At 40.9% G+C, this 14,189-nt stretch carries 13 protein-coding genes and 1 tRNA gene; 8 read left to right on the plus strand and 6 right to left on the minus strand.

All coding sequences use genetic code 11. The features are described 5' to 3' along the window. The first annotated feature begins 3 nt into the window (after positions 1-3). The 3 genes from odhB (at position 4) to SKC37_RS01940 (ending at position 3,870) form a co-directional block, all read left to right on the plus strand. Positions 4-1,527: a 2-oxoglutarate dehydrogenase complex dihydrolipoyllysine-residue succinyltransferase gene (gene odhB, locus SKC37_RS01930; RefSeq protein ID WP_377979848.1), complete on the plus strand. Its 1,524-nt coding sequence runs from the start codon at positions 4-6 to the stop codon at positions 1,525-1,527. A 46-nt stretch (positions 1,528-1,573) separates the two neighbouring features. Next, positions 1,574-2,980: a dihydrolipoyl dehydrogenase gene (lpdA, locus tag SKC37_RS01935; protein ID WP_377980498.1), complete on the plus strand. Its 1,407-nt coding sequence runs from the start codon at positions 1,574-1,576 to the stop codon at positions 2,978-2,980. Between the two features lie 269 nt (positions 2,981-3,249). Next, complete coding sequence (locus SKC37_RS01940) at positions 3,250-3,870, plus strand: hypothetical protein (protein ID WP_377979849.1); 621 nt, start codon at positions 3,250-3,252, stop codon at positions 3,868-3,870. A 438-nt stretch (positions 3,871-4,308) separates the two neighbouring features. Here the strand turns inward: SKC37_RS01940 and SKC37_RS01945 are convergent, their stop codons facing one another. From SKC37_RS01945 to asnS, 5 genes are read right to left on the minus strand one after another with little or no spacing between them, the layout of a single operon-like run. Next, on the minus strand, positions 4,309-5,667 hold the full coding sequence (locus SKC37_RS01945) for an MATE family efflux transporter (protein ID WP_377979850.1): 1,359 nt from the start codon (positions 5,665-5,667) through the stop codon (positions 4,309-4,311). Further along, positions 5,667-6,974, minus strand: coding sequence for a UDP-N-acetylglucosamine 1-carboxyvinyltransferase (gene murA / locus SKC37_RS01950; RefSeq protein ID WP_377979851.1), 1,308 nt, complete (start codon positions 6,972-6,974; stop codon positions 5,667-5,669). Before murA ends, SKC37_RS01945 begins: the two co-directional genes overlap by 1 nt. A 6-nt stretch (positions 6,975-6,980) precedes the next feature. Next, positions 6,981-7,646, minus strand: coding sequence for a DUF4290 domain-containing protein (locus SKC37_RS01955; RefSeq protein ID WP_223130350.1), 666 nt, complete (start codon positions 7,644-7,646; stop codon positions 6,981-6,983). Positions 7,647-7,658: 12 nt separating this feature from the next. Then, on the minus strand, positions 7,659-8,009 hold the full coding sequence (locus SKC37_RS01960; protein ID WP_377979852.1) for a diacylglycerol kinase family protein: 351 nt from the start codon (positions 8,007-8,009) through the stop codon (positions 7,659-7,661). Between the two features lies 1 nt (position 8,010). Then, positions 8,011-9,441 carry an asparagine--tRNA ligase gene (gene asnS, locus SKC37_RS01965; RefSeq protein WP_377977811.1) on the minus strand — a complete coding sequence of 477 codons (1,431 nt, stop codon included), beginning with the start codon at positions 9,439-9,441 and terminating at the stop codon, positions 8,011-8,013. A 133-nt stretch (positions 9,442-9,574) separates the two neighbouring features. Between asnS and rpoN the strand changes: the two genes are divergently transcribed. The 5 genes from rpoN to SKC37_RS01990 all read left to right on the plus strand — a co-directional run bounded on the left by rpoN (position 9,575) and on the right by SKC37_RS01990 (position 12,574). Continuing rightward, positions 9,575-11,002, plus strand: a complete 1,428-nt coding sequence (rpoN, locus tag SKC37_RS01970; RefSeq protein ID WP_377979853.1) for an RNA polymerase factor sigma-54 — start codon at positions 9,575-9,577, stop codon at positions 11,000-11,002. A 67-nt stretch (positions 11,003-11,069) separates the two neighbouring features. After that, positions 11,070-11,351 (plus strand): type II toxin-antitoxin system RelE/ParE family toxin, encoded by a 282-nt coding sequence (locus tag SKC37_RS01975; RefSeq protein ID WP_377979854.1) that lies wholly within the window; start codon positions 11,070-11,072, stop codon positions 11,349-11,351. A 1-nt stretch (position 11,352) separates the two neighbouring features. Next, a complete protein-coding gene (locus SKC37_RS01980) occupies positions 11,353-11,646 on the plus strand; it encodes a HigA family addiction module antitoxin (protein ID WP_377979855.1) in 294 nt (97 codons plus the stop codon). 3 nt (positions 11,647-11,649) lie between these two features. Next, positions 11,650-12,426, plus strand: coding sequence for an enoyl-CoA hydratase/isomerase family protein (locus SKC37_RS01985; RefSeq protein ID WP_377979856.1), 777 nt, complete (start codon positions 11,650-11,652; stop codon positions 12,424-12,426). Between the two features lie 74 nt (positions 12,427-12,500). After that, a tRNA-Arg gene (locus SKC37_RS01990) sits at positions 12,501-12,574 on the plus strand. Positions 12,575-12,893: 319 nt separating this feature from the next. Here the strand turns inward: SKC37_RS01990 and SKC37_RS01995 are convergent. Beyond that, complete coding sequence (locus SKC37_RS01995) at positions 12,894-13,655, minus strand: hypothetical protein (RefSeq protein WP_377979857.1); 762 nt, start codon at positions 13,653-13,655, stop codon at positions 12,894-12,896. Between the last annotated feature and the right edge of the window lie 534 nt (positions 13,656-14,189).

Genomic DNA, 14,189 nt, shown 5'->3' on the forward strand with positions numbered 1-14,189 from the left:
ATTATGGCTATAGAAATGAAAGTGCCCGCTGTGGGCGAGTCGATTACGGAAGTGACCGTTGCTACTTGGAACAAGAAGGAAGGCGATCACGTGAAACTAGACGAGGTTTTGTGCGAATTAGAATCGGACAAAGCGACCTTTGAATTGCCTGCAGAGGCGGAAGGTGTGTTGCATATTGTGGCGAAAGAAGGCGATGTTCTTCCGATCGGCGCAATCATCTGTACGATTGAGGCAGGTGGAGCAACGGCTTCGATTAAAGTGGCAGATGCGGCACCAGCGGCAGCTGTGCCTGCAGCAGCAGCAGCTCCAGCTCCAGCGGCGGGTCCTACGTCTGTTTTAGAAGTAAAAGTTCCTGCGGTAGGGGAGTCGATCACGGAAGTGACGGTTTCTGTTTGGAATAAGAAAACAGGGGATAGCGTTTCTTTAGACGAAGTACTTTGCGAATTAGAATCAGATAAAGCGACGTTCGAATTGCCAGCTGAATCAGCGGGTGTATTAGAAATCGTGGCTGAATCAGGAACGGTTGTTCCGATTGGGGGTATTTTGGCAAGAATCACCGTAGGAGGTTCTGTGGCTGCGGCGGCTCCGGCTCCTGCAGCAGCGCCATCTGCTCCAGCAGCTCCTGCTTCTTCAGGGGATGCGACTTATGCAGCTGGTCACCCATCTCCAGCAGCAGCAAAAATATTAGATGAAAAAGGAATCTCCGCTGCTTCGGTAGCAGGTTCAGGCGTAGGTGGTCGTATCACGAAAGAGGATGCGGTTTCTGCGGTTAAACCAGCTTCGGCACCGGCTCCAGCCGCTTCTGCTCCAGTAGCAGCAGCGTCTTCAGAACGTACACGTCGCGAAAAAATGAGCTCATTGCGTAAGACAGTGGCTCGTCGTTTAGTGGCAGTGAAGAATGAAACAGCGATGTTGACGACGTTTAACGAAGTCGATATGAAGCCTGTGATGGATCTTCGCGGTAAATACAAAGATAAATTCAAGGAGAAACACGGTGTAGGCTTAGGCTTCATGTCGTTCTTCACGAAAGCAGTTTGCGTGGCTTTAAAAGAGTACCCATCGGTGAATGCAAAAATCGATGGAGACGAAATCGTATTCCACGACTATTGCGATATTTCCATTGCGGTATCTGCGCCGAAAGGCTTAGTAGTTCCTGTGATTCGTTCAGCGGAAAACTTATCTTTAGCAGGAATTGAATCAGAAGTGGTTCGTTTAGCGGGTAAGGCTCGCGAGAACAAATTGAGCTTAGAGGAAATGAGTGGCGGTACGTTCACCATTACGAATGGGGGAGTATTTGGTTCGATGTTATCGACTCCGATTATCAACGCACCACAAGTGGCGATCCTAGGTATGCACAATATCGTAGAGCGTCCAGTGGTGGTAGATGGTCAAATCGTCATCCGTCCTATCATGTACTTAGCCTTATCATACGATCACCGTATTATCGATGGTCGTGAGTCGGTTAGCTTCTTAGTTCGCTTAAAGCAGCTTTTAGAGGATCCAGCTCGTTTATTATTAGATATTTAATCAATTGGATAGGCCTTTAGGGGCCTATTCGCTTTCAATCGCCTATATGCAAGATTTTGATGTAGTAGTTATTGGTTCTGGCCCTGGTGGATACGTTTCGGCGATCCGTTCGGCTCAATTAGGTTTCAAAGTAGCCATCGTTGAGAAATATGCTGTGATGGGTGGAACTTGTTTAAATGTGGGATGTATTCCTTCCAAAGCGCTTTTGGACTCGTCTGAGCATTATTACAATGCCGTTCATAGCTTCGAAGAGCACGGAATCGATATCGCGAAGCCGAAGGTGAATATGGGCCAAATGATCAAGCGTAAAGCGGGTGTGGTTTCGAATTTGAATGCAGGTATTTCGTATTTGATGAAGAAAAATAAGATCACTACTTTCCACGGTTTGGGTTCATTTGATTCCGCTAAAACGGTGAAAGTGACGAAAGAAGACGGTTCTTCCGAAGTGATCTCTGCTAAAAATATTATCATCGCAACCGGTTCTAAGCCGACGATCTTACCTTTTATCCCCGTGGATAAGGAGCGTATCATTACATCGACGGAGGCTCTAAAGATGAAAGAAGTTCCGAAACACTTAATTGTTATCGGTGCCGGAGTAATTGGTGCTGAATTAGGTTCGGTTTATGCGCGTCTAGGTGCTAAAGTTTCTTTCGTTGAATTTGCGGATAGCATGATTCCGACGATGGACAAGACAATGGGAAAAGAATTACAGAAGTCGATTGCCAAAATGGGCGCCGATTTCTACCTTTCACACAAAGTGACTTCTGCGGCTGTTAAAGGCAAAGAAGTAACGGTGAAAGCACAAGATTCCGCTGGAAAAGAAGTCGAAATCAAAGGTGACTATTGCCTAGTATGTATCGGTCGTCGGCCGTATACAGATGGTTTAAACTTAGCTGCGGCTGGTTTGACTGCTGATGAGCGTGGTCGTGTGGCAGTAGATGAGCACACTCTTCAAACTTCGGTTCCAGGCATTTATGCCATTGGTGACGTCGTTCGTGGTGCGATGTTAGCGCACAAAGCGGAGGAAGAAGGAACCTTTGTAGCGGAAGTGATTGCCGGTCAAAAACCACACATCAACTACAATTTAATTCCAGGTGTTGTCTACACGTGGCCTGAAGTGGCTTCTGTGGGAAAAACAGAACAAGAATTAAAAGCAGCAGGTATCGCATACAAAGAGGGTTCATTCCCGTTCAAAGCCTTAGGTCGCGCGATTGCATCGGGTGATGTGGATGGCGTATGTAAAGTGTTAGCTGATGCAACAACAGATGAGATTTTAGGTGTTCACATCATCGGTGCTCGTGCAGCTGATATGATTGCGGAAGCAGTCGTTGCGATGGAATACCGTGCTTCAGCTGAAGATGTAGCTCGCATGTCTCATGCGCACCCGACGTATACGGAGGCGATGAAAGAGGCTTGTTTAGCGGCTACGGCGAAGAGGTCGATTCACTCGTAGATAAGAGATTATAGAGTAGAGAGTATAGATGGGTTCTACCGTTACAGTCATCAAAAAAGGGAGCATTTGCTCCCTTTTTTGATGGGTATTAATCAGAAGATTTGATTCTTAATAAATATAGTTGGAATCCATTGAGGGGATGAGTTTGGGAAATGTTTTTCTTTTTTTTGAATTAAATGAGAACATTTGACCGTTAGATAAATAGAGAATTTCAGTAAATAAAAAATTATTATATTTAAAAAAAAATTTTAAAAATTAAAAATATAGTCATGTTGTATACTTTTTATTTAGTGAGAATTTTAACATATCTAGTTCTCTTATTACTATTTTTAGGATTTTTCAAACCAAACATATCTCTTTTGTGGTTTAAAGGTGAAAAAACTAAATTGAAATCATTCTTTATATATTTAATTGCCTTAATAATTTTATTAGTACTTCGTGCCCTAACGATGCCGAAAGAAATTCGTGATCAAATCGCTAAAGAAAATATTAGAATTCAAAAAGACAATGATAATTATCGCGAAGAACAAAGAAAGAAGAAAGAAGAAGAGATAAAAAACAGAAAACATAAAATTGAAAATTGTAATAATTTTAAAGACAATACAGGTAATTATACTGGATTTATTATAGAAGATGTATTTTATTATGACTCAAAAAATGTGTACCCTTTGCGTACTTTAGTTGATGGAACCCCAGGTAATACAGTCGCCGTTTCATTCTTTCATCTTGACAATGATGGAAATCAATGTAATATTGATGTTGAGATTCCCACAGACCTTGTAGTTCCCAATATTATAGTTAGTAGTGAAAAAGTGAAATTGAATTTTACTTGTACAGCAGGTCAACTTAAAAGTGGTAATATTATAAATTCCATATCACGAGTTGATTAAAATCAAATTATTCTTACGAATACTGTAATATCAGTTATTTTCTTTTTTTTGTTGGCGTAGTGCTATCATCGGTAAAAGATGAAGCGAAACAAGATTCAGAGGAAAATAACAAGAAATTTAAAAACCTTAGGTGGAATGAAGAAACATGGTTATAGTTTTGTTTTTGGTATTTTTCTTCCCGTTAGGATTATATTATACTTGGAAAACCCCAATTTGGTCCAGTGAAATGAAAACAATTATTTCTTTAATTTATTTTTTTCCGTTAGGTTTATTTAAAATAATAAATCACAGGTTATGATTTTTCTAAACGAATCAAATTTCAAGCAGTTTAACTAATAATTAATTAGTAATTAAATTTGAATAAAATAAAAAAGGTATACTTCCTTAGGGAAGTATACCTTTTTTGATTCTATATCTATTATCTATAATCTCTTATCTCTACTCTACTTCTAATTCCTCAAACTTCACTCGCTTCGCCCTCGCATAAAAGCGCCATGATAGCAGGGCAGAGGAACAAACTAAACTGGCTGTTAAGCCTACCCAGATGCCCACGGCACCTACTTTCTCGTAAATTCCTATGTAATAACAAAGTGGAATTCCGACTCCCCAATAGGAAATAACGGTAATGGCTGTGGGGATTTTATAATCTTGCAAGCCGCGCAATAAGCCGAGTGAAACGGCTTGAATACCATCAAATAGTTGAAATATAGCGCCCCAAACTACTAAGGTAACTGCAATGGCAATCACGGGTAATTCTTTCGTGTAACCCCGGACGAGGTATTCGCGGCCAAAGAAAAACAATAGGGCACAGGCACCCATAAATAGGAGGGAAAGAATTAACGCTGCTTTGCCAGACTTGATGATTCCTGCTCGGTTTCGTTCGCCTATGGCTGTTCCCACATTAATCCCACCCGCCACCGCGATCCCTGTCGCCATCATATACGTAATGGAAGCCATATTAATGGCAACGATATGGGCTGCTTGTGCTGTGACAGAAATCCACCCCATCATAACAACGGCCATCCCAAATGTAGCAATCTCAAAGAAGCCTTGCATTCCTGATGGTACCCCGATGCGGAGAATATTTTTCTCTAACACATTCTTCTGCACATGGACATGTCCTTTTCGCAGGTAAGGTTTGAACTCTTCTCTTGTAAATACATAAATAGCTAATGTTCCCGCCATGAATAAACGTGACAGTAAGGTGGATATGCCAGATCCGAATAAACCCAAGGCAGGTAGTCCCCACAAACCATTGATCAACAAATGGTTGCCGAATACATTTAAAGCCAATGCGATGATGGTAATTGTCATACCCACGGTAGTACGTTGCAATCCATCCATGAAGCTTTTCAAAGCGATGAACCAGAATATGGGTAAAACGGATACGGAGATTAAACTTAAAAAGGGTAAGGTCAAGGCTTTGTTAGCCTCTGTCTGTCCAAATAAGTTGTAGTTTAAACTAACGAGGTACGTGATCAGGATGGTGATTAAGCCTAAAAAAGTAGCTACCCGTAGGTTTGCCCGCAATAAATTACCACATTCTGTTTTATCACCCTCAGCTACGGCTTTAGAAATCATGGGGGATACAATTTGTATGCAAATGATCCCAATGATGGCAATAGTAAAAAATATGGACTGCGCCATGCCGGATGCACCGAGGCTTTCGGCGGCACCGGTGGACATTTGGCCTACTTGAATCGTATCTGCAAGGCCCATAAGCATAACGCCCAATTCGCCTACCACGATAGGTAAGGCCAATTGGACGGTCTGTTTGATTTTAGGAAAAAGGGACATTAGATACGGACGATTTCTGCGCCGATGGCATTTAGGCGTGTATCAATGTTTTGGTAACCACGATCGATTTGTTCGATGTTATCGATGATCGAAGTTCCGTTAGCTGACATCGCTGCGATTAAAAGGGAAACTCCTGCACGGATGTCTGGTGACGACATGCGGATTCCTTTTAATGTTTGCTTGCGGTCGAATCCAACAACTGTAGCACGGTGTGGATCGCAAAGGATGATTTGGGCACCCATTTCGATTAAGCGGTCGACAAAGAAAAGACGGGATTCGAACATTTTTTGGTGGATTAAGACCGTTCCTTTGGCTTGAATCGCTGTCACTAAAATAATCGACAATAAGTCGGGAGTGAATCCTGGCCATGGGTGGTCAGAAATCGTCAACATTGAACCATCAATGAAGTTTTCTAATTCATAATGCTCTTGAGATGGGATGAAAATATCATCGCCACGGAATTCCATTTTGATTCCTAGTTTTTTGAAAACCTCAGGAATGATGCCCAATTCAGGAATTTGGCAGTTTTTGATCGTGATTTCTGATTGTGTCATCACCGCTAAACCGATGAATGAACCGATCTCGATCATATCTGGAAGCATTGTGTGTTCTGTTCCATGCAATTCGTCTACACCTTCGATGATCAACATGTTAGATCCAATACCGGAGATTTTCGCTCCCATTCGGTTCAACATCTTGCTCAATTGTTGCAAATAGGGTTCACAAGCAGCGTTGTAGATGGTAGTTTTTCCTTTGGCTAAAACGGCTGCCATCAAAATATTCGCCGTACCCGTTACAGATGCTTCGTCTAATAACATGTACGCACCCTCTAAATGCGAAGCATCTACCTCATAGATTCCGCCATCTTCTGGGCTATAGTTGAACTTAGCGCCTAATTTCATGAAGCCAAAAAAGTGGGTGTCCAATCTTCTGCGGCCGATTTTGTCTCCACCTGGGGAAGGAATACGTCCTTTTTTGAAGCGGGCCAAAGTGGGTCCTAAAAGCATTACCGAGCCACGAAGCGCAGCCGCTTTCTTTTTATAGGTGTCTGAATCTAAGTAATCAATGTTGACTTGCGAGGCATCAAATTCAATGCTCGATTCCGATAAACGACGCATGCTCACGCCCATGTCGCCTAATAAATCAATTAATTGATTGACGTCGCGAATGTTCGGGATATTGTGGATGGTTACAGGCTCTGCTGTTAAAACCACGGCACACAAGATCTGTAATGCTTCGTTTTTTGCTCCTTGAGGAGTAATTTCTCCTTTTAAACGGCGGCCACCGGTTACTTTAAATGATGCCATAACTGATTACTTATTTTTACGGAAATTGTTATTTCGGTTGTTGTTATTGTTGCTTCTGAAGTTATTCTTCCGGTAGTTATTGTTCCGGTTATTGTTGTTGCTATTCGGGTATTCCGGAGCGTTATAGGCGTTTCTAGCGTTATTTGCCACCTTAGCGTGGCCTAATCCTTCTTGCGAAAGCTCATCCACAATAGTGCCTAAAAGGTTTTCTGACATCTCTTTGATGTTTTGCCAAATCACCGCATCGTCCACCGATTCCTTGTTCCAGGTTACATAAAAACCTTTCATCAAACGGGCGATGTACGCGACTAAAATTTTCTTATCCTCTACTTTTTCTTCTGCGATGGCACGAAGAATTAATAATTCGACGTTACGGCCATAATGCTTGAAACGCAAGTTGTGTTGGTTGTACGCCACTTTACGCGGTGCTTTACCTAACGATTCCGGGGATGGAGAGGGGAAAGGGCCTTGCACATTCAATTCGAAATTCGACATGATGTATAAATCATCCCAAAGCTTCTTCGAATAATCTTGACTATTGTCCTTCATATTCGGGTGAATTTGTTTCATCACCTCTACCATCAAAAACGCGTATTTTGTCCGTTGCTCTTCATCTGCAATGGTCAAAATATAATTCACTAATTTTTGAACACTTGATCCGTATTCTTTCATATTTCTGTGCTCTTAAAGCATTAAACTCATTAAAATGCGCGGGACAGCGACGAGTAAGAAGACGATAATCGCCCAAATCGCCATCACTAAAACCGCTCCAGCGGCATAATCTTTGGCTTTCTTCGCTAATTCACTTTGCTCCGGCGAAACTAAATCGGTGATACGCTCTAATGAGGTATTCAACAACTCAGCCACCCAAACACCCGCCACCGCTAAGGAAATCCAAAGCCATTCCGACGGCTCAAAACCTACTTTCCAGCCCACATAAATCACGACAGCTGTGCTCACCAAATGAAAACGCGCATTGCGCTCATTTTTGATGAGTTCCACTAGTCCATTTATCGCGTGCTTTAAACCAAACATCTTAGAATTCAGCCGTTTTAGGTGTACGTGGGAAAGGGATCACGTCACGGATATTGCTCATACCCGTCACAAACAGCACTAAACGCTCGAATCCAAGTCCAAAGCCAGCGTGTGGTGCAGATCCGAATTGACGCGTTTCTAAATACCACCAGATGGATTCTTCTTCGATACCCACCTCTTTCGTGCGTTGCAATAATTTCGCATAATCATCTTCACGCTGCGATCCACCAATGATTTCACCAATGCCTGGGAACAAAACGTCCATCGCACGAACCGTTTTTCCGTCCTCATCCAGCTTCATATAGAACGCTTTGATGTCTTTAGGATAGTTCGTTAAAATCACCGGTTTTTTGAAGTGTTTCTCTACTAAATAACGCTCGTGCTCAGATTGAAGATCGATTCCCCATTCAACTGGATAAACGAACTTGCCATTCTTATGCGCTTTCGAATTCAACAAGATGTCGATCGCTTCTGTATAGGTCAAGCGTTCGAATTCGTTTTCTGTCACGAAACGTAATTTTTCCGACAAACTTAATTCCGATTGCTCTTCTTTCTTTTTGTTCTTTTCCTCTTCGATTAAGCGCTTTTCTAAGAAAGCAATATCATCAGCGCAGTGATCTAAGGCGTATTTGATACAGAATTTAGTGAAGTCTTCCGCTAAATCCATGTTGTCTACTAATTCATTAAATGCAACCTCTGGCTCGATCATCCAGAACTCCGCTAGGTGGCGGGTTGTATTGGAATTTTCCGCGCGGAAGGTAGGTCCGAACGTATAAACTTTGGACAAAGCCATCGCTCCTAATTCTCCCTCTAACTGTCCTGAAACAGTTAAATTCGTCTCTTTTCCGAAGAAATCTTCCTTGTAATCCACTTTGCCCTCTTCCGTTAATGGAGGATTAATGGGGTCCAAAGTCGTCACGCGAAACATCTCGCCAGCTCCCTCTGCATCCGACCCGGTAATGATGGGCGTGTGTAAATAGAAGAATCCGTTGTTATTGAAATAGGTATGAATCGCGTAGGCCAAAGCATGGCGAACACGCAATATCGCAGAGAAGGTATTCGTCCGAGGACGTAAGTGCGCAATCTCGCGCAAGAACTCTAATGAGTGTTTCTTAGGCTGTAAAGGGTATTTTTCTGGATCTGCCGTTCCGTACACTTCGATGGAAACGACTTCCACCTCTACGTTTTGGCCTTGTCCTTGTGAGGCAATTAACTTACCCGTAACGGCGATACAAGAGCCCGTAGTCACTAATTTCAACGTTTCTTCTGAAACTGTTCCCTCGGATACTACCGCTTGAATATTGTGGATGGTCGACCCATCATTGATCGCAATAAACGCGACAGAAGAGGAAACTCTTTTCGTACGAACCCATCCTTTCACGACGATGCTTTGCTGCGTGGGTGTTAAACCTAGTATTTCTTTGATTTGCATAAATGACTCGGGCATTATTAATAAAAAGGCCTCAATAGAGGCAATAACCCTCAAAAATACGGATAAAAAACCGATTTATTTTATTTATTTGTAATTAAAAATCGGCTTATCTTTGGTGTAGATTATTTAGACAATGCAGGGATTATCCTTAAAACAGAATCAACAACAGAACCTCTCGCCACAACAGATACAATATATCAAGTTGTTGCAGATTCCTACGGCTGAATTAGCGGCTAGGATTGAGGAGGAATTGGAGGATAATCCAGCCTTAGAAGAAGGTTTAGATCACAATGAGGAGCAAGAACCCCGCGAAACTCTAGATGATCTGGAGCGAGAGGAGATGGAAGTAGGGGATTATCTGCAAGATGATTATGCCGGTTATAAGATGGCCGGGGATTCGTATGATCCGAATGAGGAGACGCGTGAACGCCCTTTGGCCACCGAATCCAGCACCCAAGAATATTTATTAAACCAAATCCGTTACGTTGTTCGGACGGAGCGCGAAGAGGTTTTAGCCCAGCAAATCATCGGTTCCTTGGAAGAGGACGGCTATTTGCGTCGTAATATCGAGAGTATCGTGAACGATCTTGCTTTCACCCAAGGCTTTGAAACGGATTATGACGAAGTAGAGCAGGTATTGTTCAAAGTGCAATCCTTAGATCCAGCCGGTATCGCCGCTCGTACTTTACAAGAATGCCTTTCCTTGCAATTGCACCGCAAAGAGTCAGAGTCGCCTGCGCATCTTTTGGCGATTCGATTAGTGGATGATTTTTTTGAGGAGTTCTCCAAAAAGCACTTCAATATCTTACTCTCCAAATTAGCCATCACAGAAGAGGAGCTCAAAAAGGCGATGCAAGTCATCACCCATTTGAATCCCAAACCAGGTGGGGGAGACGACGCTCCCATTGCCCCTTATTTACAGCCAGATTTCATTATCACGAATCAAAACGGCAAGATAGAGATCAAAATCAACGGCAAAAACGCTCCTGAACTTCGTGTTTCCCGTGCTTTCCAAGAAATGTTGCAGACCTACGACAAAGGCGACAAGCAGCAAAAGGATATCAAAGAGGCCGTTACGTTTATTAAACACAAATTAGATTCCGCTTCTTGGTTTATTTCTGCCATACAGCAACGCCAAGGTACCTTGATGAAAACCATGGAGAGTATCGTTGCGAAGCAATATGATTTCTTTTTGACGGGAGATGAGTCCGTTTTAAAGCCAATGAAGATGAAGGAAATCGCCGCCATGATCGAAATGGATATATCCACGGTCTCTCGGGTGGTCTCAGCGAAGTCGGTGCAAGCAGATTTTGGCATTTATCCCTTAAAATACTTCTTCTCCGAAGGCATCACCCACGAATCTGGCGAGGATTTCTCTACCCGAGAAGTGAAGAACATCTTGCGCGAGATCATCGAACAAGAGCCCAGCTCAGAACCGCATTCAGATGAGGATTTGGAGCAATTATTACTCGAACGTGGCTTCGTCGTGAAGCGCAGAACCGTCGCGAAATACCGCGATCAACTGGGGATACCGGTGGCGAGGTTGAGGAAACATTTATAATCAGTTTCTTGATTAGGAATTCAATGTAATTTACTTACCTTTGGAGTTAGTAACGTGATGCGTCATTATGATCAAAACCTTTGGTTCTAAAGAAACTTTAAAAATTTGGAATGGGGAGAGGTCGAAACGCTTACCATTTGAAATTCAAGATATTGCGCGTAGAAAATTACGTATGATTCAAGCCTCAGAGAATATAAACGATTTGCGAATTCCACCTGCCAATCGGTTAGAAAAGCTTTCTGGTTCTGCATCTGAATTCTATAGTATTCGCATAAACGATCAATGGCGAATTATTTTCAAATGGATAAATAACTCAGCAGAAGAAGTAGAAATTGTAGATTATCATTGATATGGAAAACTTGAAAAACATACACCCTGGAGAGGTTTTATTAGAGGAATTTCTAGTTCCTATGGGTATTTCTGCTTATCGCTTAGCGAAAGAAATTAATATACCTCAAACACGTATTTCAGAAATAGTAAAAGGTCGCCGCCGTGTGACAGCAGACACAGCCTTGCGTTTGTCTTTGTTTTTTGGTAATTCTGTGAAATTCTGGATGGGTTTGCAGGATGATTTTGATATTGAAGAGGAATTGAGATTAAAGAAAAATGAATTTGATTTAATTCGTAAATATGAATTTGCATAAGCTATGACTTTCAACTACTTAAAGCTCCAACGCAACGGTCCCATCTGGACCTTGACTTTACACCGTCCTGAGGTATATAATGCCTTGAACGCAGGTTTAATTCACGAAATCAGGGAAGTGGCCGAAGCGGCGCAGATCGATGATGAGGTGCGCGTTTTAGTGATCACGGGAGAGGGAAAAGCCTTTTGTTCTGGGGCAGACTTGAAGTCCGGAGTGAGTGATCCTAATCTGGGAAATGTGTTGCGTTCCATCTACAACCCAATGATTACTGCCTTGCGTGGTTTAAACAAACCCGTTATTGGAGCGATTAATGGGGTCGCAGCGGGTGCTGGCTGTAGTTTAGCCTTAGCCTGTGATTATATTGTTGCACACGAGGATGCTTATTTTTCTGAGTTGTTTGTCCAAATAGGTTTAGCGATGGATGCGGGTTCTACCGCCTTTTTAATGCAGTCTGTGGGCTATCACCGGGCGTTTGATTTAGCGACTACCGGTAGAAAGGTGGGAGCAAAAGAGGCAAAGGAGATTGGTTTAGTTGCTGAGGTTGTTTCAGGGGCTGATTGGGCAGGGAAGGTGCACGAGGTGGCTTTGGCCTTTTCGAAAAAAGCGACCTTAGCTATTTCCTTGATGAAACTTAGTTTACAACGCGCTTATAATCAGGATTTAGCAGCGACGCTAGCCTCAGAAGCGGAAGAACAAACGATTTTGGGGTACAGCGAAGATTTCGCGGAGGGGGTGACTGCCTTTATGCAGAAAAGGGCTCCTCACTTCAAAGGGAAATAATTTTTATAAAATTTTAGAGGATAGTTTTTCATTTTGCCAAAGAAATTCTACCTTTGCAATCCCGAAAGGACAATGGTTGCGTAGCTCAATTGGATAGAGCATCTCACTACGGATGAGAAGGTTTGGGGTTCGAATCCCTACGCGACCACTGATAATAAAATAAATGGCCTGTAGCACAATGTGTTACGGGCTTTTTTGTTTTCAAGGTACAGATATTGGTACAGGTTTTAATTCTGCGTGTAACTTTCGTTGTGTACACACCACCCCAATATTTATGTCTTTTTAGAGCCTATTCTAATTTGCTTACAGTAATAAATATATAGCATTAACTGCTTCGGATTGAAAAGTAGAATCTAATTTATAATACATAAAGAATAACGCCGAATTTTTACGGCATGAGTAGCAAATTGGATAACGCGAGACGAGAGTTGATTTCGCATAAAAATTTCAAATCCGTTACGCTGGGGTTACTCTTGTATATATTCATCAAGATTAATATTCCTGAATAAATATGGTTCTTTTCTTTTTATTTGATTTAATACTTGTGATGCAGTCATATCAGTCATTTCATTGCCATATTTAAACTTAGTAATTCCAATATTCTGAGAACTAAGTGAATTAGACTTATCAAATCTATATTTTACGATTTCTTGTCTATGTTTTTCAAAAGCAGTTTCTCCTCCTCCCCAAACAGAATTAAGTATTAAAATTTCATTATCATTTTTATTATATGCAACAAAGCTTAACGTTCCAGATTTAAAGATTTCTCTAATCCTTATTTCTCCTTCATCAATGAAAACTAAGTAATGAGTTCTTAAAACCCATGCATTATTTGCTGACTCACTTCTTACTAAATAGAGTCTTCCTGATTTTGATAAATCCTGACTAACACCTTTATAAAGTTTAGTTGGATAAAAATCATATTTTTGAACTAATTGAATTAGATTATCTTGGCCCCTAAATACCATAGTAACTGGGGAGTATAAAATAGAATTAGTTCCATCAATGGAATCTACAACTGAATATGGTTGCATCCTTTCGTTATACCTATCTCGTTGAATTGAAATATTGAATTTTTTGTTGTTAATATCAACATTATTACAAGTTGTATCTAGGATAAAAAATGCTTCATCAGCGTAATGTTCATGAATTTTATTTTCCTGAGCATTACAAGAATAAATAATTGAGGCTAAGAGAATAAACTTAATTACCCTTATCGATATTTTCATATTTTAATTTTTTGTTTTGAATAAATAAAATTAAAAAAAGAGCTTAATAACCCAATATCTGCAGTTTTGGCTGTAATTTTTTTTATGTTCATCTGAAACAATAAATAAATCATTTTCCAATTCATAAATATCCTCAGCATATTTTAAAGGGAAAAGCAGTTTTCCTGAATATGAATCTAATAAGCCGATCTTAAGTTTGTTATTTTTGTATTTACCAACCTGAATATATTTTTCCGATAAGGAAAGAACTGAATAATCATACTCTTCATTTGAGGCATATGTCGAATCAGTGGAATTGAATATAGAATATTAAAGATTTTCCTCTAAAAATGGGATGAAATTTTGACCGTAAGTGGATAAAAATAAACTTAATAATACTGTAAGTCTTAAAAATAAGTAAGTCACTTTTTTTATTTTTTCTCCACAACCATAAGAGTATCTCATTTTAAATTTTAATATTCAATTCAAAGCTAGATAATATAATCAAAGAAATTTCCATAGTAAGATATGTAATTATTTAACGGTATTTATTTC

Source organism: Aquirufa esocilacus (assembly GCF_042715595.1).
Taxonomy (GTDB): Bacteria; Bacteroidota; Bacteroidia; order Cytophagales; family Spirosomataceae; genus Aquirufa; species Aquirufa esocilacus.

Bases quoted from the DNA above. Each gene is read 5' to 3' on its own strand.
- odhB (WP_377979848.1), top strand. From the start codon at position 4: ATGGCTATAGAAATGAAAGTGCCCGCTGTGGGCGAGTCGATTACGGAA.
- lpdA (WP_377980498.1), top strand. From the start codon at position 1,574: ATGCAAGATTTTGATGTAGTAGTTATTGGTTCTGGCCCTGGTGGATAC.
- SKC37_RS01940 (WP_377979849.1), top strand. From the start codon at position 3,250: ATGTTGTATACTTTTTATTTAGTGAGAATTTTAACATATCTAGTTCTC.
- SKC37_RS01945 (WP_377979850.1), bottom strand. From the start codon at position 5,667: ATGTCCCTTTTTCCTAAAATCAAACAGACCGTCCAATTGGCCTTACCT.
- murA (WP_377979851.1), bottom strand. From the start codon at position 6,974: ATGGCATCATTTAAAGTAACCGGTGGCCGCCGTTTAAAAGGAGAAATT.
- SKC37_RS01955 (WP_223130350.1), bottom strand. From the start codon at position 7,646: ATGAAAGAATACGGATCAAGTGTTCAAAAATTAGTGAATTATATTTTG.
- SKC37_RS01960 (WP_377979852.1), bottom strand. From the start codon at position 8,009: ATGTTTGGTTTAAAGCACGCGATAAATGGACTAGTGGAACTCATCAAA.
- asnS (WP_377977811.1), bottom strand. From the start codon at position 9,441: ATGCAAATCAAAGAAATACTAGGTTTAACACCCACGCAGCAAAGCATC.
- rpoN (WP_377979853.1), top strand. From the start codon at position 9,575: ATGCAGGGATTATCCTTAAAACAGAATCAACAACAGAACCTCTCGCCA.
- SKC37_RS01975 (WP_377979854.1), top strand. From the start codon at position 11,070: ATGATCAAAACCTTTGGTTCTAAAGAAACTTTAAAAATTTGGAATGGG.
- SKC37_RS01980 (WP_377979855.1), top strand. From the start codon at position 11,353: ATGGAAAACTTGAAAAACATACACCCTGGAGAGGTTTTATTAGAGGAA.
- SKC37_RS01985 (WP_377979856.1), top strand. From the start codon at position 11,650: ATGACTTTCAACTACTTAAAGCTCCAACGCAACGGTCCCATCTGGACC.
- SKC37_RS01995 (WP_377979857.1), bottom strand. From the start codon at position 13,655: ATGAAAATATCGATAAGGGTAATTAAGTTTATTCTCTTAGCCTCAATT.